Annotated in this window: 21 protein-coding genes; 8 read left to right on the top strand and 13 right to left on the bottom strand. The window is 68.3% G+C overall.

Annotated elements, in window-relative coordinates; genetic code table 11:
* Positions 1-56 precede the first annotated feature (56 nt).
* Positions 57-707, bottom strand: a complete 651-nt coding sequence (gene gph / locus AC06FD_RS17170) for a phosphoglycolate phosphatase (protein WP_478078436.1) — start codon at positions 705-707, stop codon at positions 57-59.
* A 110-nt stretch (positions 708-817) separates the two neighbouring features.
* Positions 818-1,720, bottom strand: a complete 903-nt coding sequence (locus AC06FD_RS17175; protein ID WP_478078437.1) for a LysR family transcriptional regulator — start codon at positions 1,718-1,720, stop codon at positions 818-820.
* A 97-nt stretch (positions 1,721-1,817) separates the two neighbouring features.
* On the opposite strand from AC06FD_RS17175, the gene AC06FD_RS17180 reads away from it, so the two are divergent.
* Both AC06FD_RS17180 and AC06FD_RS17185 read left to right on the top strand, forming a co-directional pair.
* Positions 1,818-2,456, top strand: coding sequence for an NAD(P)-dependent oxidoreductase (locus tag AC06FD_RS17180; protein ID WP_259207171.1), 639 nt, complete (start codon positions 1,818-1,820; stop codon positions 2,454-2,456).
* Between the two features lie 363 nt (positions 2,457-2,819).
* Positions 2,820-3,734: an MBL fold metallo-hydrolase gene (locus AC06FD_RS17185; RefSeq protein WP_478078438.1), complete on the top strand. Its 915-nt coding sequence runs from the start codon at positions 2,820-2,822 to the stop codon at positions 3,732-3,734.
* 588 nt (positions 3,735-4,322) lie between these two features.
* On the opposite strand, the gene dinB is transcribed toward AC06FD_RS17185, so the two are convergent.
* Complete coding sequence (gene dinB / locus AC06FD_RS17190; RefSeq protein WP_394164932.1) at positions 4,323-5,405, bottom strand: DNA polymerase IV; 1,083 nt, start codon at positions 5,403-5,405, stop codon at positions 4,323-4,325.
* A 243-nt stretch (positions 5,406-5,648) separates the two neighbouring features.
* Here dinB and fabA point away from each other — a divergent pair, with 243 nt between their 5' ends.
* Both fabA and fabB read left to right on the top strand, forming a co-directional pair.
* The gene (fabA, locus tag AC06FD_RS17195; protein ID WP_038690696.1) at positions 5,649-6,164 is read left to right on the top strand and encodes a 3-hydroxyacyl-[acyl-carrier-protein] dehydratase FabA; all 516 of its coding nucleotides are present in this window, start codon (positions 5,649-5,651) and stop codon (positions 6,162-6,164) included.
* Entirely contained in the window at positions 6,164-7,372 is a 1,209-nt protein-coding gene (gene fabB / locus AC06FD_RS17200) for a beta-ketoacyl-ACP synthase I (RefSeq protein WP_259207179.1), read from the top strand. Before fabA ends, fabB begins: the two co-directional genes overlap by 1 nt.
* Positions 7,373-7,548: 176 nt before the next feature.
* On the opposite strand, the gene AC06FD_RS17205 is transcribed toward fabB, so the two are convergent.
* From AC06FD_RS17205 to AC06FD_RS17220, 4 genes are all read right to left on the bottom strand, one after another.
* Positions 7,549-7,788, bottom strand: coding sequence for a hypothetical protein (locus AC06FD_RS17205; RefSeq protein ID WP_478078439.1), 240 nt, complete (start codon positions 7,786-7,788; stop codon positions 7,549-7,551).
* Between the two features lie 1,173 nt (positions 7,789-8,961).
* Entirely contained in the window at positions 8,962-9,639 is a 678-nt protein-coding gene (locus tag AC06FD_RS17210) for an HAD family hydrolase (RefSeq protein ID WP_478078440.1), read from the bottom strand.
* Positions 9,636-10,340 carry a pseudouridine synthase gene (locus AC06FD_RS17215; RefSeq protein WP_259207186.1) on the bottom strand — a complete coding sequence of 235 codons (705 nt, stop codon included), beginning with the start codon at positions 10,338-10,340 and terminating at the stop codon, positions 9,636-9,638. Before AC06FD_RS17215 ends, AC06FD_RS17210 begins: the two co-directional genes overlap by 4 nt.
* Positions 10,337-11,458 carry a class I SAM-dependent methyltransferase gene (locus tag AC06FD_RS17220; RefSeq protein WP_478078441.1) on the bottom strand — a complete coding sequence of 374 codons (1,122 nt, stop codon included), beginning with the start codon at positions 11,456-11,458 and terminating at the stop codon, positions 10,337-10,339. The genes AC06FD_RS17215 and AC06FD_RS17220 overlap by 4 nt, the downstream gene beginning before the upstream one ends.
* A gap of 152 nt (positions 11,459-11,610) precedes the next feature.
* Here AC06FD_RS17220 and AC06FD_RS17225 point away from each other — a divergent pair, with 152 nt between their 5' ends.
* Entirely contained in the window at positions 11,611-11,874 is a 264-nt protein-coding gene (locus AC06FD_RS17225; RefSeq protein WP_259207190.1) for a hypothetical protein, read from the top strand.
* Between the two features lie 50 nt (positions 11,875-11,924).
* Here AC06FD_RS17225 and AC06FD_RS17230 read toward each other — a convergent pair whose 3' ends face one another.
* Positions 11,925-12,215, bottom strand: coding sequence for a DUF3247 family protein (locus AC06FD_RS17230; RefSeq protein ID WP_259207191.1), 291 nt, complete (start codon positions 12,213-12,215; stop codon positions 11,925-11,927).
* Positions 12,216-12,293: 78 nt separating this feature from the next.
* Positions 12,294-14,345, bottom strand: a complete 2,052-nt coding sequence (locus AC06FD_RS17235) for an ATP-binding protein (protein ID WP_478078442.1) — start codon at positions 14,343-14,345, stop codon at positions 12,294-12,296.
* 164 nt (positions 14,346-14,509) lie between these two features.
* Between AC06FD_RS17235 and AC06FD_RS17240 the strand changes: the two genes are divergently transcribed.
* Positions 14,510-15,079 (top strand): DUF3016 domain-containing protein, encoded by a 570-nt coding sequence (locus tag AC06FD_RS17240; protein WP_259207194.1) that lies wholly within the window; start codon positions 14,510-14,512, stop codon positions 15,077-15,079.
* A 96-nt stretch (positions 15,080-15,175) separates the two neighbouring features.
* On the opposite strand, the gene alr is transcribed toward AC06FD_RS17240, so the two are convergent.
* Together alr and AC06FD_RS17250 are read right to left on the bottom strand one after the other, a co-directional pair.
* Positions 15,176-16,252, bottom strand: coding sequence for an alanine racemase (gene alr, locus AC06FD_RS17245; protein ID WP_259207197.1), 1,077 nt, complete (start codon positions 16,250-16,252; stop codon positions 15,176-15,178).
* On the bottom strand, positions 16,231-17,541 hold the full coding sequence (locus AC06FD_RS17250; RefSeq protein WP_259207198.1) for a D-amino acid dehydrogenase: 1,311 nt from the start codon (positions 17,539-17,541) through the stop codon (positions 16,231-16,233). Before AC06FD_RS17250 ends, alr begins: the two co-directional genes overlap by 22 nt.
* A 149-nt stretch (positions 17,542-17,690) precedes the next feature.
* On the opposite strand from AC06FD_RS17250, the gene AC06FD_RS17255 reads away from it, so the two are divergent.
* Positions 17,691-18,170 carry an Lrp/AsnC ligand binding domain-containing protein gene (locus AC06FD_RS17255; protein ID WP_259207200.1) on the top strand — a complete coding sequence of 160 codons (480 nt, stop codon included), beginning with the start codon at positions 17,691-17,693 and terminating at the stop codon, positions 18,168-18,170.
* 60 nt (positions 18,171-18,230) lie between these two features.
* On the opposite strand, the gene AC06FD_RS17260 is transcribed toward AC06FD_RS17255, so the two are convergent.
* A complete protein-coding gene (locus tag AC06FD_RS17260) occupies positions 18,231-18,503 on the bottom strand; it encodes a hypothetical protein (RefSeq protein ID WP_259207202.1) in 273 nt (90 codons plus the stop codon).
* A gap of 369 nt (positions 18,504-18,872) precedes the next feature.
* Positions 18,873-19,295 carry a classical arabinogalactan protein 4 gene (locus AC06FD_RS17265; RefSeq protein ID WP_478078443.1) on the bottom strand — a complete coding sequence of 141 codons (423 nt, stop codon included), beginning with the start codon at positions 19,293-19,295 and terminating at the stop codon, positions 18,873-18,875.
* 138 nt (positions 19,296-19,433) lie between these two features.
* Between AC06FD_RS17265 and msrB the strand changes: the two genes are divergently transcribed.
* Entirely contained in the window at positions 19,434-19,901 is a 468-nt protein-coding gene (msrB, locus tag AC06FD_RS17270; RefSeq protein ID WP_478078444.1) for a peptide-methionine (R)-S-oxide reductase MsrB, read from the top strand.
* Positions 19,902-19,925: the final 24 nt, after the last annotated feature.

Genomic DNA, 19,925 nt, shown 5'->3' on the forward strand with positions numbered 1-19,925 from the left:
CCACCGGCCGTCTCACCAACCCCACGCCTACTCCGTGGACCAGGGCTTCACCCGCGCTATAGCGCCAGCAATTCCTGAAGGTCATCCATCACCGCCACGGCCTGGACGGTGTCCAGGTCCAGCCCGCGCGGATACCCATAGCGCACCAGCGCCACCGGCATGCCCGCATCGACGGCAGCGCGGTAATCGGTGATCGAGTCGCCCACCATCAATGCCGCCTCCGGCGCTACGCCGAAGTGCGCGGCGATATGCCGCAGCGGTGCGCCGCTCGGCTTGCGCTCGGGCAGCGAATCGCCGCCGAGCACCACGGCGAACACCGCCTGCAGGCCGAAATGCTGCAGCAGCGGCGCCACCAGAGCCGACGGCTTGTTGGTGCAGATGGCAAGCCGCACATCACGCGCCTGCAATGCCTCCAAGGCCGGCTCGACGCCGTCGAACAGGCGCGGACTGCGCAGCAGGCAGGCTTCGTAGTGACGCATGAAACCGGGCATCACCGCGTCCAGGTCGGTCTGGCTGCCCGCCGCATCGAAGGCCTGTTCCACGAGCCGCCGCACCCCATCGCCGATCCAGGTCAGCACCGTGGCCTCGGGCACGCGCGGCAACTGCCAGTCCTGCAGGGTGCGGTTCAGCGCCTCGGCAATATCGGCCGCGCTGTCCACCAGCGTGCCATCCAGATCGAACACCACCAACGGATACGGATACGACAAGACGCGACTCGCTTCAACGACGTGGGAAGGCACAGTGTACGCCGCGCGCTGGGCGCGCCCGCTCACCCGCACTTGACTGCACCGCGCGTGCGAGGCGACGCACGTCGTCCTCAGATCCGCGCCAGGAAATCCGGGCTCGCGAAACGCTCCACCAGAAAATCCAGGAAGCTGCGCATGATCGTCGGCAGTTGCCGGCGCGATGCGTACACCGCATGGATGCCCAGGCCTTCCACGTCGTACTCGGGCAGCACTTCAACAAGCTCGCCACTGCGCAGCAGCGGGGCAATCTGGTAGGTCGGCAGCATCGCGATGCCCGCACCGGCACGCACCGCTTCGAGCAGCAGCGAAGCTTCGTTGGCGCTGATGTTGCCGCCTACCGCCACCGCGATCGCACGGCCGTCGCGCTGCAGGTGCCACACGCTTTTGCCGACGTAATGGTGCGTCAGGCAGTTGTGCCCGGCCAGTTCGTCGGCGGTGGTCGGCGTGCCCCGCTCGGACAGGTACGACGGCGCCGCGCACAGCACCGAGCGGCACGGCGCCAGCCAGCGCGCAATCAGCGCCGGGTCGATCGCGCGCGAGATGCGCACGGCGATATCCACGCGCTCTTCGACCAGGTTGACCACCCGATCCACCAGCAGCAGTTCCACCCGGGTCAGCGGGTGGCGCTTGACGAAATCGGCGACCGCCGCGGCCAGGTGGATCTGCCCGAACGACACGCTCGCCGTGACCCGGATCAACCCATGCGGCTCCGGATTGTCGGTGGCCAGCTCGCCGTGCAGCTCGTCGCCGATCGCCAGCATCTGCCGGAACCGCAGCAGCGTCGCCTCGCCCGGCGCGGTCAGGCTGATCCGGCGCGTGGTCCGGTGCAGCAACCGCGCGCCCAGCCAGCGCTCCACCTCGGCCAGGTAGCGGGTGACCATCGCCCGCGACATCTCCAGCGCCTCGGCCGCGGCGGTGAGACTGCCGCGCTCGACCACCTCCACGAACACATGCATCGCGGTTATCCGGTCCATCTGATCGATCCGTGCAACAAATTAGACCGTTATACGCGGTTTTTCGTACGATTCATGGCGCATACGCTGGCCTTCCTTCCTCAACGGATCCGCCCCCATGAAGATTGCCCTCGTTGGTGCCACCGGCAACATCGGTCGTGAAATCGCCCGCCAGGCCCTCGCCCGCGGTCATCAGGTCACCGCCATCGTGCGCCGTGAGAACGACCTGCCGGCCGAACTGGACGGCGCCCAGCTGGCCGTCGCCGCGCTGGACGATACCGATGCCCTGGCGGCGGTGATCGCCGGCCACGATGTGCTGGCCAGCGCCTTCGGCCCGCGTCCGGGCGATGCGCCCGGCACCGTCACCAGCGTCAGCGCGGCGCTGGTCAAGGCAGCGCGCCAGGCCGGCGTGCCGCGCTTCATCATGGTCGGCGGTGCCGGCAGCCTGGAAGTGGCCCCCGGCGTGCAGCTGGTGGATACCGAGGGCTTCCCGGACGCCTACAAGCCGGTCGCCCTGGCCGCGCGCGACACGCTCAGGCAGCTGCAGGCCGTCGATGACCTCGACTGGACCTTCTATTCCCCCGCTGCCGAGATCGGCCCGGGTCCGCAGCGCGGCGGCTTCCGCACCCAGGCAAAAACCTTCCTCGCGGCCGCCGACGGCCACAGCCGGATCAGCTACGCCGACTACGCCGATGCGTTCGTCAGTGAGATCGAGACGCCGCAGTACGTGCGCCAGATCGCGACGGTTGCGTATTGAAGCAGGCGCCGGCCGGTGGTCGGCACCGACAGAACAGCCGAGCGTGGCTCGGCTCTACCCGGTCCCGGTGTGATGCCGGGGCTGTACCGAAGCGCCGGCCGGTGGTCGGCGCCGATAGAGCAGCCGAGCATGGCTCGGCTCTACCCGGTCCCGGCGTGATGGCGGGGCCGTACCGAAACGCCGGCCGGTGGTCGGCGCCGATAGAGCAGCCGAGCATGGCTCGGCTCTACCCGGTCCCGGCGTGATGGCGTGGCCGTACCGAGGCGCCGGCCGGTGGTCGGCGCCGACAGAACAGCCGAGCGTGGCTCGGCTCTACCCGGTCCCGGCGTGATGCCGGGGCCGTACCGCACAGGAAACCTTGAGATGCCGAACTTCTCGCGCACCGCCCTGACGCTCGCACTGTCCGTCGCCACCGCGCTTGGCGTGACCGCCCCCGCCGTCAGCCAGGCCGCTGCCGCCGCCGCCCAGACCCATGCACTGCACGTGCAGCCCTACCATCCCGGCGACACGGCGCTGTTCTCGGTGGCTTCCACCCTGATCACCGGCCAGCACGACGCCGTGCTGATCGACGCCCAGTTCGCTGCCTCCGACGCCGCCCAGCTGGTGCAGCGCATCCGCGACTCCGGCAAGCACCTCACCACCATCTACATCAGCCACGGCGACCCGGACTACTACTTCGGCCTGGCCACCCTGCAGGACGCGTTCCCCGACGCCCGCATCGTCGCCACCGCCCAGACCGTCGCCCACATCACCGCCACCCAGGCCGGCAAACTCGCTTACTGGGGCCCGCAGATGGGCGCCGACAAACCCGCACGCATCGTCATCCCGCAGGTGCTGGACGGCACCGCCCTCACCCTCGACGGCCAGCCGCTGCGCATCATCGGCCTCGACGGCCCGACCCCGGACCGCACCGTCGTCTGGATTCCCTCCCTGCGCACCGTCCTCGGCGGCATTCCCATCGTCGCCGGCGAACACGTCTGGATGGCCGACACCCAGAGCGCGCAGTCGCATGCCGAGTGGCTCGCCACCCTCGCCACCATCAAGGCCCTCAAGCCCACCCGCGTCATCCCTGGCCACTACGCCAGCGGCGCGAAACTGGACAGCAGCGCCCTCGATTTCACAGCGGCCTACATCCGCGCCTTCGACGAAGAAACCGCACGCAGCCGCAACGCCGATGCGTTGATTGCCGCGATGAAGAAACGCTACCCCACCCTCCAGGGCGTCAGCTCGTTGGAGGTGAGTGCGAAGGTCGCCAAGGGTGAAATGCAGTGGCCGTGACATTGGATTGAAGCGAGGTAGAACCGCCGCACTTTTCGCAGCTCGAACCATCACCGCATGTTGAGGCACGATCGGCGATCCATCGGGATGCGACCCGATTGCGGCGCAAACTGCCGCCAGCGATGAGGCACCCTATCGTTCGCAGCTCATGCCACCGCCAGATGATGAAGCACGGTCGGCGATCGATCCCAATGCAACCAACCGCGAAGCAAAATCCCGCGCCGCTAAACAGAGTACTGCTCCCAGCAGTTGCAGTCGCGGTTGCAGTCGCAGTTGCACTTGCCGTTGCACTTGCCGTTGCACTTGCCGTTGCACTTGCCGTTGCACTTGCCGTTGCACTTGCCGTTGCACTTGCAGTTGCACTTCCCAGCCCACCGACACGGTATCAAAGGGTGGCGTGGGTGGGGCTGCGGGACCGTCGTGCGCCATGGATGGCGCACGCGAGCCTCCAGGGATGGATTCACGGCGTGTCCCGCAGCCCCACCCACGCCGCCCAAACCGTCGGCACAAGGACACCACGGCTTTTGACGTTATTGCAGTTGCAGTTGACGTTGACGTTGACGTAGATCTTCAAACGCCACCCAACGCTCAACAGTCATCAAGATGATCGAACAGCCCCGGCTGGCTCACCGCCTCACGCTCCCGGAATCCCCCCAACCCCACCCCCACCAACCGATAGCGCGTCTCCGCCGGCAGATCCACCCGCGCCCGCAACGCCAACGCGATATCGCGCAACTCTTCCAGTGACTCCGGCGGCGACTCCGGCGTAAAGCTCCGCGTAATGATCCGGAACTGCGACGTCTTCAACTTCAGCACCACCGTGTGCCCCACACGCTCCGTCTTCCGCGTCGCCTGCCACGTCTTTCCCGCCAGCTCCACGATTGCCGCGTCCAGTGCATCCAGCGGCAGATCCTCGGCGAACGTATCCTCCGACGAAATCGACTGCACCGGCTGGTCCGGTTCTACCGCACGCTCATCGATCCCCCGCGCGCGGTGGTACAACCGCGCACCGAAACTGCCGAACCGCCCTTCCAGCTGCTCCAGCGGCAACGCGCGCAGATCACCCACCGTCGCGATCCCCAGCTCGGCCAGCTTGGCCTCCATCACCTTGCCCACGCCCGGCACGCGATTGACCGGCAGCGGCGTCAGGAAGCGCTCCACGCGATGCGGCGGCACCACGAACTGACCATCCGGCTTGCGCCAATCCGAGGCGATCTTGGCCAGGAACTTGTTCGGTGCGATCCCCGCCGACGCCGTCAACCGCGTCTCCTCCCGGATCTGCGCGCGGATGATCTCCGCGATCTCCGTCGCCACCGTCATCCCGCCCTTGTGCACCGTCACATCCAGGTACGCCTCGTCCAGCGACAGCGGCTCCACCAGATCGGTATGCCGCAGGAAAATCTCCCGCACCTGCCGCGACACCGCCTTGTAGCGCACGAAGTCCGGCGGCACGAACACCGCGTCCGGGCACAGCCGCTCCGCGCGCAACGCCGGCATCGCCGACCGGATCCCGAACACCCGCGCCTCGTACGATGCCGCGCACACCACCGAGCGTGCGCCCTTCCACGCCACCACCACCGGACGCCCGCGCAGCGACGGATCGTCGCGCTGCTCCACCGACGCGTAGAACGCGTCCATGTCCACGTGAATGATTTTGCGCAGAACGGACACGTCGGGAAGGCTCGGGCCTGGAAGCGGATTGCTAGATGAACAAGATTACAGCCACACGCCTGAGTATGGTCTTTTCATAACAACAACATGCGTTTTTCAAGCTGAAAACACTACGCCAGCGTACGGTTAAAACGTTTGATTGAATCACTTTTCCTCTGCACTCTTGCGCACTTGTAACCCAGCAACACAGCCGCCCCAGGGCCGGCTTCACCCGATGGCAACTTCTTCAGGATTGCGCTTTCCATGACTCGTCTCCACGCGTTCTCGCGCGAACAACTGCTGGCCAGCGCCCGCGGTGAACTGTTCGGCCCGGGCAGCGGTCGCCTGCCCAACGATCCGATGCTGATGTTCGATCGCATCACCGACATCCGCGACGACGGCGGCCCCCACGGCAAGGGACTGGTACGCGCCGAACTGGATATCCGCCCCGACCTGTGGTTCTTCGGCTGCCACTTCATCGGCGACCCGGTCATGCCCGGCTGCCTCGGCCTGGATGCCATGTGGCAGCTCACCGGCTTCTACCTGACCTGGCTCGGCGCCCCCGGCCGCGGCCGCGCCCTGGGCTGTGGCGAAGTGAAGTTCACCGGCCAGGTGCTGCCCGAAGCGAAGCTGGTCAGCTACGAAATCGACATCACCCGCGTCATCAACCGCAAGCTGGTGATGGCCCAGGCCGACGCCCGCATGCTGGTGGACGGCCGCGAGATCTATTCCGCCAAGGACCTCCGCGTAGGTCTGTTCACCTCCACCGAGAACTTCTGATGCGTCGCGTCGTCATTACCGGAATGGGCATTACCTCGTGCCTGGGCAACGATCTGGACACGGTGTCCAGCGCACTGCGTGAAGGCCGTGCCGGCATCCGCACCCTGCCAGACCACGCCGAAGCCGGCCTGCGCAGCCACGTCGGCGGCAATATCGAACTGGACCTGGACGCGCAGATCGACCGCAAGGTGAAGCGCTTCATGAGCGATGCCTCGGCGTACGCCTATATCGCCATGCGCGATGCGATCGCCGATGCCGGCCTGGACGAGAGCCAGGTCGCCAACCCGCGCACCGGCCTGATTGCCGGTTCCGGCGGCGGGTCCAGCCAGTGGCAGGTGGAATCGGCCGACATCCTGCGCGCGCGTGGCGTGCGCAAGGTCGGCCCGTACATGGTGCCGCGCACGATGTGCTCGACCGTGTCGGCGTGCCTGGCCACCGCGTTCCAGATCAAGGGCCTGAGCTACTCGCTGTCCGCCGCCTGCGCGACCTCCGCGCACTGCATCGGCGCGGCCGCCGACCTGATCCGCCACGGCGCCCAGGACGTGATGTTCGCCGGCGGCGGTGAGGACCTGCACTGGTCGATGAGCGTGATGTTCGACGCCATGGGCGCGCTGTCCACCCGCTTCAACGAGACCCCGGCCTCGGCCTCGCGCCCGTATGACAAGGACCGCGACGGCTTCGTCATCGCCGGCGGCGGCGGCATGCTGGTGCTGGAAGACTACGACCATGCCGTGGCCCGTGGCGCGCGCATCTACGCCGAACTGGTCGGCTACGGCGTGACCTCCGACGGCGCCGACATGGTCGCCCCGTCCGGTGAAGGCGCGGTGCGCTGCATGAACATGGCCATGGCCAACCTGTCCGGCCCGATCGACTACCTCAACACGCACGGCACCTCGACCCCGCTGGGCGACGTCACCGAGCTGAAGGCGGTGCGCGAAGTGTTCGGCGAATCGATCCCGCCGTTGTCGTCGACCAAGGCGCTGTCCGGCCACTCGCTGGGCGCGGCAAGCGTGCACGAGGCGATCTACTGCCTGCTGATGATGCGCGACGGCTTCATCGCCGGCTCGGCGAACATCGGCGAACTCGACCCGCTGGTCGAAGGTTTCCCGATCGTGCGCGCCAGCCAGGAGGCGCAGTTGAACACGGTGATGTCCAACAGCTTCGGCTTCGGCGGCACCAACGCGGCGCTGGTGTTCGGCCGGGTGTGATGCGCGGTTGATGCGTGACGAGAAAGCCCGGCCAATGCGCCGGGCTTTTTTCCTTGGGTCTGGCGTTCATGGTGCCGGAACGAAGAGCAGCCGAGCATGGCTCGGCTCTACCGATGTGGCATCAGGCCACGTGACCGGATGCCGTACCGGCGATCCCGCGCCCCCCCATGACCGGATCACGCGCCGGCGATCCCGCATCCACCCATGACCGGATGACGCGCCGGCAATCCCGCATCAAGCATGACCGGATCACGCGCCGGCAATCCCGCATCGCACATGACCGGATCACCCGCCGGCAATCCCGCGTCGCGCATGATCGGATAACGCGCCGGTAATCTCACACCGCGCATGACCGGTAGTGCCGAGCCATGCTCGGCAACCGCGCGCAGCGCGGCATACGTGTCCGAAGGCAACATCCATCAAAGCGCCATTGGGGTTGCCGGCATGGCACCAGCCCGACGCCCTGGGTTCGGCGGTCATGTTGCCGGAACGGAGAGCAGCCGAGCATGGCTCGGCTCTACCGACGTGGCGTCAGGCCACGTGACCGGATGCCGTGCCCGCAATCCCGCATCACGCATGACCGGATCACGTGCCGGCAATCCCGCATCACGCATGACCGGATGACGCGCCGGCAATCCCGCACCGCGCATGGCCGGATCACGTGCCGGCAATCTCACACCGCGCATGACCGGATCACGCGCCGGCGATCCCGCATCGCGCATGACAGGTAGTGCCGAGCCATGCTCGGCAACCGCGCGCAGCGCGGTGTACGGGGCCGAAGGAAATATCCATCAAAGCGCGCTCGCGGTTGCCGGCATGGCACCAGCCCGACGCCCGGGGTTCGGCGGTCATGTTGCCGGAACGGAGAGCAGCCGAGCATGGCTCGGCTCTACCGACGTGGCGTCAGGCCATGTGACCGGATGCCGTGCCGGCAATCCCACATCACGTGTGACCGGATCACCCGCCGGCAATCCCGCACCGCGCATGACCGGATGACGCGCCGGCAATCTCACTTCGCGCATGATCGGATGACGCCCCGGCAATCTCACACCGCGCATGACCGGTAGTGCCGAGACATGCTCGGCAACCGCGCGCAGCGCGGCGTACGCGTCCGAAGGGAACATCCATCAAAGCGCCATTGGCGTTGCCGGCATGACACCAGCCCGACGCCCTGGGTTCGGCGTCATGTTGCCGGAACGGAGAGCAGCCGAGCATGGCTCGGCTCTACCGATGTGGCATCAGGCCACGTGACCGGATGCCGTGCGGGCGATCCCACATCCACCCATGACCGGATCACGTGCACGCAATCCCGCACCACGCATGACCAGATCACGTGCCGGCAATCCCGCATCACGCATGACCGGATGACACCCCTGCAATCTCACACCGCGCATGACCGGTAGTGCCGAGCCATGCTCGGCAACCGCGCGCAGCGCGGCGTACGCGTCCGAAGGGAACATCCATCAAAGCGCCATCGGGGTTGCCGGCATGGCACCAGCCCGACGCCCTTGGTCCGACGCCCTTGGTCCGACGCCGTTGGTCAGGCGGTCATGTTGCCGGCACGAAGAGCAGCCGAGCGTGGCTCGGCTCTACCGTAGGTGCGGCAGCAGCAATGCGTGCGCGTCCACCAGCGAACCGACGATGCGGTGGCCGAGCGCGCGCAGGTCTTCGTCGGGGTGCACCAGGTCGGGGACCTGGATCGCGGTCATGCCCGCGCCGACCGCTGCGCGGATACCCGCCGGCGAATCCTCCAGCGCCAGGCAGCGCGCCGGCTCCTTGCCCAGCTTCCGCGCGGCCAGCAGGTAGATGTCCGGCGCCGGCTTGGGGTGGGCCACGTCGCTGCTGGTCACCACCACGTCGAAGAACGCCAGCAACCCGGACGCCGCCAGCTTGCGCGAGGCGCGCGGCTGCCGGGTCGAGGTGGCCACCGCGCGCGGGATGTCGTGCTCGCGCAACAACTGCAGCAGTTCCAGGATGCCCGGCCGCAACGGCAGCCCGGCATGCGTGCGTGCTTCGTACAGGTCATGGCAGCGCGCGAACAACGCCGCCACCTGCCCGGCCTCGATGTGCTGCAGCAACAGGCGCTCGCAGTCGAGATCACCCAGCCCGACCAGGCGCAGCCAGAAGCCATCCTCGATGGGCAGCCCCAGTTCCTGCGCGGCCTGGCTCCAGCACGCGATCGACACCCGCTCGCTGTCGATCATCAGGCCATCCATGTCGAAGATGACCGCGTCAGGCAGGAACGGCAGCGCCGCGATCGCACTCATGGCACGTTGAACAGTGTGTCCAGGTCGGCCGCGTCGAGCATGCGCCACTGGCCTTCGCCCAGCCCGCCCAGGGTCAGCCCGCCGACGCGGCTGCGGTGCAGCGCCTCGACGTGGTTGCCGACCGCCGCGAACATGCGCCGCACCTGGTGGTAACGCCCTTCGTGCAGCACCAGCTCGGCCTCGCGCGGCGACCGCACCTCCAGCTCGGCCGGCAACAGCGGCTTGTCGTCGGATTCCAGCAGCAGCGTGCCGCTGGCGAAGCGTGCGGCCTCATCGCCGCGCAGGTCCTCGGCCAGGGTCACCTCGTAGGCCTTGTCCAGGCGCGACTTGGGCGACACGATCCGGTGCAGCAGCGCGCCGTCGTCGGTCATCAGCAGCAGGCCGCTGGTGTCGCGGTCCAGGCGGCCCACCGAGGACAGCACCGGCGCGCGGTCGCGGTACCGCGGCGGCAGCAGGTCGTAGATCAACCGGCCCTTGTCCTTGGTCGAACAGGTGTAGCCGCGCGGCTTGTGCAGCATCAGGGTGAGCCCCTGCGGCGGGTCCAGCGGCTCGCCCTCGACCCGGATCGCCTCGTGCGCGACCACGTCGTCGGCGTACAGCACCTCGCCCTCGGCATCGGTGACCAGGCCCTCGCGGAACATGCCCTGCACCTGCTTGCGGCTGCCATAGCCCAGGTTGGCCAACAACTTGACCAGCTTCATGCGCGGCCTCCGCGGCCCCACTTCGGCTCGGTGCTGCGCGGGGCACGGGCCGGGGTGGCGCTCTTGCTGGCCTTGGTCGCTTCGATCAGCTTGAAGCCATCGCGCTCGGCGGCCACGCGGACCTGGCCGAAGCTTTCGTTGAGGATCTGCTCATATGGCAGGTGGCGGTTGGCCACCAGCCACATCCGCCCGCCCGGGCGCAGCGCCTGCGCGGCCACGGCGATGAAGCGCTGGCCGATGTCGGGGCGGTCGGCGCGCGACGGGGTGTGGAACGGCGGATTGGTGACGATGAAGTCGTACTCGGCCTCGATCCCGGCAGTGACATCCTGCCAGTGGTAGGCCAGGGTGGCCGGCTTGTCGAGCCTGGCCAGGTTTTCCCGGGCCAACGCCAGCGCGCGGCCTTCGGCCTCGTACAGGTCCAGCGCGGTCACGCCCGGGCAGCGCGCCAGCACTTCGGCCGACAGGTACCCGAAGCCGGCCCCGAGATCGGCACCGCGCCCGGCCAGATCGGCCGGCAGCTGCTCCACCAGCAGCGCCGAAGCCGGGTCGATGCGATCCCAGGCAAAGATACCCGGCCGGCTCTGGAAGCGCCCGCCAAGGATCGCGCGGGGTGCGTCCAGGGTGGCCCAGCGCTGCGCCAGCGCGGCGTCGTGCTGGCCGTTCAGCGGCGCGGTCCAGTAGGCCCGGCAATGGTTCTTGGTGAGCTTGCCGCCCAGCCCGGTCAGCTGCTGCAGGTCGCCTTCGCCGGAGCGCGCGCCCTCGTTGTTGTGCTGGCAGGCCACCACGATCCCGCCCGGGGCGGCCAGCGCCACGGCGCGGGCGAACAGGGCCTTGGCCTCTTCACGCTGGCGCGGGGGCAGCACCAGCACCACCGCGTAACGGGTGGGGTCATCGGCCAGCTGCTGCTCGTCGCGCACGGTCCAGCCACTGGCCTCCAGGGCATCGGCAAACGGGCGGAAGCTCTGCTCGCAGACCAGTTGGCCCGGCTGCGCGTGCTCGCGCAGCGGCCAGCCATCGCGGGCGCGCAGGAACAACACGGGGCCGGCGGGCCAGGACAGCACGCCACTGGCGAACGGCAGGAACAGGGTTTCCAGGGGAGCGTCGTGCTGGGCAGCCATCGGGGGGCACATCTTGAAAGAGACCGCCATTCTACCGGTTCGCCCGGATCGCCCCCCGCCGTGCCCCGATTTGCGTTTATTCAACGCGGCGTTGATCCCCTGCCAACATCCCAACCGTCAGGGTGGAGGCTCACTTGCGATGGAGATGGCTCATGCGTGCATTGTTTGTCGGTGGCGTGGTGGACAACAGCGAAATGGACATCGAGGGCGCCCAGCCCCCGGTGCACTACCCGCAGGACACCGGCGGCGGGCACTCGCGCTACCGCCTGCACCAGGTGGGCAAGCAGTCCGATGGCAGCGTGGCCTATGCGGTATACGGTGCGCCGGACATGGCCGACGACGAGGTGGCGCGGGTGGCCGATGAACGCGCCTACGCGCGCCGTTTCGAAGCCGAGCCGGAAGTGTTCCAGCACTGAGGGGCCCCGGCAGGTACCGGCCATCGGCCGGTACCCCGCCGGAAAACCGGCTATTCCACCGGCGGCAACTGACGGATCGCGGTGATCCGGTCCAACCAGACCAGATGCTGCTGCACCGGCGCATCCAGGTCGTCCAGCCGCAACTGGCCGTTGCTGCCTTCGTTCTCGTCGGCGTCGCGATACTGCTGGAGGGTCGGCTGCACCGCCACCGTGCCCAGCACGCGGCTGCCGTCGTCGAGGGTGAGTTCCACCCGGGTCTGCCCGTGCAGCTGGGGCAGCAAGGCCTCCAGCGCGGCGATTTCAGCCGGATCGGTGTGGATGTGCGGGGCGTAACGGGACATGAGGGACTCCTCTGGCATGAACATGCGTGGCCACCCACCCGGGGGTGAGCAGCACGCGCGATTCGGATCGGGGGACGGTCAGCGGCGCTGCCCGCCCAGCACGCTGCGCACCGCCGACACCAGCTGCGCCACGGAATAGGGCTTGGCCACGTGCTCCTGGAAGCCGGAGGCCAGCGCGCGCTTGCGGTCATCGGCGCGCGCCAGTGCGGTGACCGCGACGGCCGGCAGTTCCGACGCTTCCACGCCGATATCCTCGCGCAGGGTCCGCACCAGGCCGTAGCCATCCATGCCGGGCATGCCGATGTCGGTAAGCAGTACGTCGATCCCCGCGTGGCCGCCCTGGTCCAGCAGCGCCAGCGCCTCGCCGGCCGACGCGGCCGCGGTGACTTCGGCGCCTTGTTCCTCCAGCAACCGGCGCAGGTACTCCAGCACTTCGGGCTGGTCTTCCACCGCCAGCAGGCGCAGGCCCTTGAGCGGGTACGGCTCGATCACCTGCTCGCTGATCGGGCCGCTGAACACTTCGCGCAGCGGCCGGCCATCGGCATGCGGCTGGTAGCCCGGCAGGCGCACGGTGAAGGTGGCGCCGTGCCCATGGCCATCACTGCTGGCCGACACCACGCCGCCGTGCAGCTCCACCAGTTGCTGGGCGATTGCCAGCCCCAGCCCGAGGCCGCCATGGCGGCGGGTGGTGGTGCCGTCGGCCTGGCGGAACCGGCTGAACAGATGGCGCAGGAATTCCGGGGCGATGCCGTCGCCGGTGTCGGCCACGCTGATCGACCAGTGGCCGCCGTCCTCGCGGAGGGTGACGGCCACGGTGCCTTCGGCCGGGGTGAACTTGATGGCATTGGAGAGCAGGTTCCACAGCACCTGCTGCAGGCGCGTGGCATCGCCGAGCACCAGGGCCGGCGTCTCGGGCAGGTCCAGGCGCATCTGCAGCGCCTTGCCTTCGGCGACCAGTTCCTGGGCGCGCATCGCTTCGGTGAGCTGCACGCGCAGGTCCAGCACTTCCACTTCCAGCTGCACCTTGCCCAGCAGCATGCTGCTCAGGTCGAGCATGTCCGAGATCAACCGCTTCTGCGCCATCGCGCTGTTGGCGATCACGCCCAGGCCCTTGAACAGCGGGCTGGTGTCGTCCACGCGCTGCAGCAGCAGTTCGCTCCAGCCCAGGATGGTGGTGAGCGGGGTGCGCAGCTCGTGCGACAGCGTGGCCAGGAACTCGTCCTTCAGCCGCGCCATGTTTTCGGCGGCACTGCGCGCGGCGCGCTCGGACTGCAACAGTTCCTCGCGCGCCATTTCGATTTCACGGCGTTCGGTCACGTCCGGGCTGCTGCCGGCCAGGCCGATGAACCGCCCCATCCGCGAGAAACGCGGGCGTGCGTTCATTTCCAGCCAGCGCCACTGGCCATCGGCACGACGGCCACGCACCAGCGCATGCATGGAGCGCTGCGCCTTCAGGGCTTCCTGCAGTTCGTAGTCGAACACCGAGGCATCGTCGGGATGCACCAGGCCACGCCAGACGTCTTCGGGCACCCGTTCATCGCCGCCGAAGAATTCGGTGAAGGCGCTGTTGACGAAACGGGCATGGCCGCGCTCGTCGAGCACCCACACCGGCATCGGCAGGCCATCGGCCAGCGCGCTGAAGCGCGCCTCGCTCTCGGCCAGTTCCACTTCGATCTGCTTGCGGCTGGAGATGTCGAAGAACACAACGGCGACGCGGTGTTCGCCCGGCTCGCCCACCCGCACCGCCTCCACCGAATACCAGCGCCCCAGAGCGCGGGCCTCCAGCTCGAACTGCTGCGGGTGGCCGGTCAGGGCGACCTGCCCGTAGAGGCGGAACCAGTCGCTCTCATGCCCCGGCACCATGACGCTCACCTGCTGGCCCGGTGCCCCCACCAGGCCGGTGTTGCGTTCGAAGGCGTCGTTGACCTCCAGGAAGCGGTAGTCCACCGCCTGTTCCTGCTCGAAAAGTACCTCGATCACGCAGAAGCCGGCATTCATCTGCTCCAGCATGCTGCGGTACATGCCAGGATCGGATGCAGGCGCCATGAAGGGAGGTCGTTCAAGCGTGGAAGCGGGCAGGCTGGACAAGGGCGTCAATGGGGCAATCGGCGAAACGGAGAGACACAGCATCTTCCAGAGCGCGTATTCGTAGCGTCAAGCGCCATGGGTGGGATTGACGTGGGTGAATTCGCGCCAACCGGGCCGACCGGCGGCGCCGCCGGCGATTGTCCCGCCGGAGCATCGGGATCACACTCGGCCTCGATCCCATCCGTGATCGCGACCGAGGAATCCCCATGAACCGCACTCCCTGGATGGCCGGTGCCCTGGCCTGCCTGCTGCTGGTCGGTACGACCGCGGCGGCCGGACCGCGCTCGGTAACCGCCGCCGATGCCCCCCGGGCCCTGAGCGGGGAGGGTCCGGTACAGGTCAATTGGACCGATCCGGCCCAGTTCACCGAGATCCGCGCCAGCAACAACCGCTTCGAGGCCGAGCGCGGCAACTGGGTGCAGCAGCTGGCGCAGTACGTGCGCACCTCGGCCGGCAAGCAGCTGCAGCCGGGCCAGCAGCTGGCCGTGACCTTTACCGATATCAAGCGCGCCGGCGATTACGAGCCCTGGCACGGCCCGCGCGGCAACGACATCCGGATCCTGCGCGATGTGTACCCGCCGCGGATCACGCTGACCTACACGCTCAAGGACGCCCAGGGCCGGGTGCTGGGCGAAGGCGAGCGCAAGCTGGTCGACAACGGCTACCTGCACAACATCGGGATGCAGAGCGATACCGATCCGCTTCGCTATGAGAAGCGGCTGCTGGACGACTGGGTCCGCCGCGACCTGCGTGCGCAGGCGACGGCCAGCAACTGAGGCCATCAGGTGCTGGCGTGGGCGCCGACGGGCGGCGCGGATCGGGCGCTTGCTCCGCCCGGGGCTGCCAGGCGCGTCAGGGCCGCGCAGGCGCCCTCAGGCGCCCAGCAGCGCGTGCGGCACCCGCTTCACCGCGCAGGGCAGCTGGTAGGCACTCACCCCGCATAGCGGGGCCAGCACGTCCAGCCGCGGCGCGTCGCCCCACAGGGTGACGCGGCTGCCCAGCCCGGCCTGCGGCAGGTCGGTGAGGTCCACGGTCAGCATGTCCATCGAGACCCGCCCGATCAGGCGGCCCGGCTGCCCATCGATCACCACCGGCGTGCCGTTCGGGGCGAACTGCGGATACCCATCGGCATAGCCCAGCGCCACCACCCCGACCCGGGTGGGACGTTCGGCGACGAAGCGCGCCCCATAGCCGACCGGTTCGCCGACCCCGATCTCACGCACCGCGAAGATCGTCGACTGCATCGTCATCACCGGGCGCAGCCGCGCACTCAGCTCCGGATGCCCGGGCAGCGGGTTGGCGCCATACAGCATCAGGCCCGGACGCACCCAGTCACTGCGCACGTCCGGCCAGCCCAGCAGGGCCGGCGAGTTGCACAGGCTGGTCTCGCCGGCCAGGCCCGCGATCGTGGCGGCGAACAGCTCGGCCTGCTCGCGCGTGCGCGGGCTGTCCAGTTCGTCGGCGCGGGCCATGTGGCTCATCAGCACCATCGGCCCCACCTGCGGCAGCGCGGACAGGCGCGCATGCGCGGCGCGGAAGTCCGCCGGCGACAGCCCCAGCCGGTGCATGCCGCTGTCCAGTTTCAGCCAGATCCGCAGGGTCGCGGTGGTCTGGAACGCCGCCACCGCCTCCACCTGCCACGGCGTGCCCACCGCGAACCATAGATCGTGCTGCACGATCAGGGGCAATTCGTCGGCGTCGAAGAACCCTTCCAGCAGCACGATGGGCGTGGTGATGCCGGCCTGGCGCAGTTCCAGCGCTTCTTCGATGCAGGCCACGCCGAACGCATCGGCCTCGCCCTGCAGCGCGCGCGCGCAGTCGATCGCGCCGTGGCCGTAGGCATCGGCCTTGATCGCGGCCAGGGTCTTGCGACCGCCACCGAGTTCACGGGCGAGGCGGAAATTGGCGCGCAACGCGTCCAGGTCGATCAACGCGCGGGCTGGGCGCATGCTTTGGGCTCACTATGAACAACGGATGCGGCGGCATGGCCGTAACGGAAGATATCCAGGCCTTCGGTGCTGATCTGCGGCTGGCGCGCGCTCATCAGGTCGGCCAGGTAACGGCCCGAACCGCAGGCCATGGTCCAGCCCAGCGTGCCGTGGCCGGTGTTGAGGAACAGGTTGCGGTACGGGGTGGCGCCGATCACCGGCGTGCCATCCGGGGTGGCCGGGCGCAGCCCGGTCCAGAACTCGGCGCGCGACAGGTCGCCGCCATGCGGGTACAGGTCGCCGACCACCTTTTCCAGGGTGGCGCGGCGGCGCGGCGACAGTGACAGGTCGAACCCGCCCACTTCGGCCATGCCACCGACGCGGATGCGGTCGTCGAAGCGGGTCACGGCCACCTTGTAGCTCTCGTCCAGGATGGTCGAGGTCGGGGCCATCGCCGCGTTGGTGATCGGCAGGGTCAGCGAATACCCCTTGAGCGGGTACACCGGCAGGCGCAGGCCGAGCGGGTCCACCAGCGACGGCGAATAGCTGCCGAGTGCGACCACGTAGCGGTCGGCGGTTTCCAGCGTGCCGTCGATGCGCACGCCGGTAATGCGGTCGCCGTCGGTCTGCAGGCCGGCGATGTCCTGGTCGAAGCGGAACTCGACTCCGGCGTCCACGCACATCTGCGCCAGGCGACGGGTGAACAGCTGGCAGTCGCCGGTCTGGTCGCGCGGCAGCCACAGCGCGCCGACGAGCGTGTCGGCCACCCCGGCCAGGGCCGGTTCGTGGGCGATGATGCCCTCGCGGTCGAGCACCTTGTAGGGCACCCCGTACTGCGCCAGCACCTCGATGTCCTGTGCGGACGCATCCAACTGCTGCTGGGTGCGGAACAGCTGGGTGGTGCCCAGGTCGCGCCCTTCGAATTCGATGCCGGTCTCACGGCGCAGTTCGTTCAGGCAGTCGCGGCTGTACTCGGACATCCGCACCATGCGCGCCTTGTTGATCGCGTAGCGCTCGTGGGTGCAGTTGCGCAGCATCTGCGCCAGCCACGCGTACTGGCGCCAATCCAGGCCGGGCCGGATCGCCAGCGGCGCATGTTCGGAGAACAGCCATTTGACCGCCTTCAGCGGGACCCCCGGGGCGGCCCACGGCGAGGTGTAGCCGAAGGACAGCTGGCCGGCGTTGGCGAAACTGGTTTCCAGCGCCGGACCGGGCTGGCGGTCCACGACCGTGACTTCAAACCCGGCCTGCCGCAGGTACCAGGCACTGGTGGTGCCGATGACGCCGCTGCCAAGGACTAGAACGCGCATGCTGCTTCTCCAACCCGATCATTCCCTGCACTGGCGCGTGCCGGGACCATAATTGGGCAAGTATATTCCGGCCAAACCAAGCATTTCTCCTGTTTTTAGGAGTGCTTGCAGGGTATTGTCTCGCCAACCCCCATGCCTGGATGACGCCCATGGCCGTACGCCCCCGCGAACTGGACAAGATCGACCGCAAGATCCTGCGCATCCTGCAGGCCGAGGGCCGCATTTCCTTCACCGAACTGGGCGAGCGGGTGGGGCTGTCGACCACGCCCTGCACCGAGCGCGTGCGCCGGCTGGAGCGCGACGGGGCGATCACCGGCTACTACGCCAAGCTCGATCCGCACTACCTCAAGGCCAGCCTGCTGGTCTTCGTGGAAATCAGCCTGGCCTACAAGTCCGGCGACATCTTCGAGGAGTTCCGGCGCGCCGCGTTGAAGCTGCCCAACGTGCTGGAATGCCACCTGGTCTCGGGCGATTTCGATTACCTGCTCAAGGCGCGCATCAGCGAGATGGCCTCCTACCGCAAGCTGCTCGGCAGCACCCTGCTGACCCTGCCGCATGTGCGCGAATCCAAGAGCTACATCGTGATGGAAGAGGTCAAGGAAACGCTGACCCTGCCGATCCCGGACTGAGCCGGGAATGCAAAAGGCGGCGCGCTTGCGCGCACCGCCTTCGATCATGCCTCGCGCGCGTCAGCGCTGTTGCTTGGAGTCGGGGTGACGCTGCTGGTCGGGCTGTTTGCCTTTCTGGTTCTGCTGGTCCCACTGCTGCTGGTTCTGCTGGCCGGCCTTCTGGTGCTGCTGACTGCCCTGCTGTTCCTGCTGCGGCATTTTGCCGCCCTTCTGGTTCTGCTGGTTGGTCATGATTGCACTCTTCGGAAAAACCTTGGAATACGCCGCGTTCCGGCGCACGAACAGGGTCCGGGAAAAACGGTTAATCGCAGGCGAAAAAACAGTGAGCGGCATCCTTGATGGAGATGACTGCGTGGCCTGGTTGTGGGGCGTTCATGGACGCGGCGCTGTGCTTGTACTCATGCACATGCGGGCATCGCTCGCCGCATGTCCACGTGCAGTCGACCGCGCGTCGCGCCCTGACGCGTCGCGGGACAGAGTCACGCTGCGAGGCAGAGGTGATCGTGCGAGACGCAGGTGATGCCGCGAGACAGGCCTGATGTCGCAAGCCTGGCCAACTGCCGACCGTGTCACGCGTCGACGAATGGGCGAGGCCGAACGAGGTGACGCGCGTGCTGCGCACGGCACCTGCGTTCAAGGTCGCCCTGCCGTCCATCCATGCAGCACCCCGTGTCGTCGACCCGGGATCGACCCCACCAGAATTTACGGCTTGATCTGCTGGCCGTTGCCGCTGGGGATGGCGTCGTAATACTTGCCGGTGCGCGTATCCAGCACGCGGTTGGGGCCGGCCTGCCTGGCGCCGGGAATGATGCGGCCGTGGCGGTCGTACACCTTGGGCTGCAGGGTCGGGCCCTGGATCGGTTGCGCCGGCCCGTCGCCCTGGGCCTGGATGGGGTGGGTGCGCAGCTGCTGCTGGACCTGGCTGTCGGACTTCACCGGCGCCATCTGCCCGGACAGGCTGTCGGCCGGGGCCGGACGCACCGGCGTGGGCAGCGGCGTCGGGGTGGGCTGGGAGACCACCACCGGGCGGGTTTTGGTCGGGCTCGGCGGCGGGCCGATCTGCGCCATGGCCGCCGCCGGCAACAGCACCAGCAGCGCGACGGCGAGGCAGGGGTGGCGGGACATGGCGTGCTCCAGCGGGAATCAAGGCTCCACCTTGCACCCACGCGGGTATCAGCACCATGAACAACGCCGATCCACACCGCCCGGGTTGAAGCACCCGCCGCCGACCCAATCTTGAACCCACCCCCGCGAGGAACCGCCATGACCGCCTTCGATCTCTCCCCCCCCAGCGACGCCCAGCGCCAGGCCCTGGAAGCCGGCCTGAGCGCCGATGAGCGCCGCGTGCTGCTCCAGCACGGCACCGAAGCCCCGTTCTGCGGCGTCTTCCTGGACAACAAGCAGGACGGCGTCTACGGCTGCCGCCTGTGCGGGCTGCCGCTGTTCCGTTCCAGCACCAAGTTCGACTCCGGCACCGGCTGGCCGAGCTTCTTCGCCCCGTTCGATCCGGCCCACGTGCGCGAGATCCGCGACATCAGCCACGGCATGATTCGTACCGAAATCGTTTGCGCGCGGTGTGACAGCCATCTCGGCCATGTGTTTCCCGATGGCCCGCCGCCGACCCACGAGCGGCATTGCCTGAATTCGGTCTCGCTGGCGTTCACCGCCAATGGCCAGGCCTATCCGGACCCGCTGGAGCGCGGCGGCGCCGAGGCCCAACCGGCCGGCTGAGCCCGGCGGTGTGAACCGGCCAGG

The organism is Stenotrophomonas sp. Steno-Z1 (genome assembly GCF_056393175.1).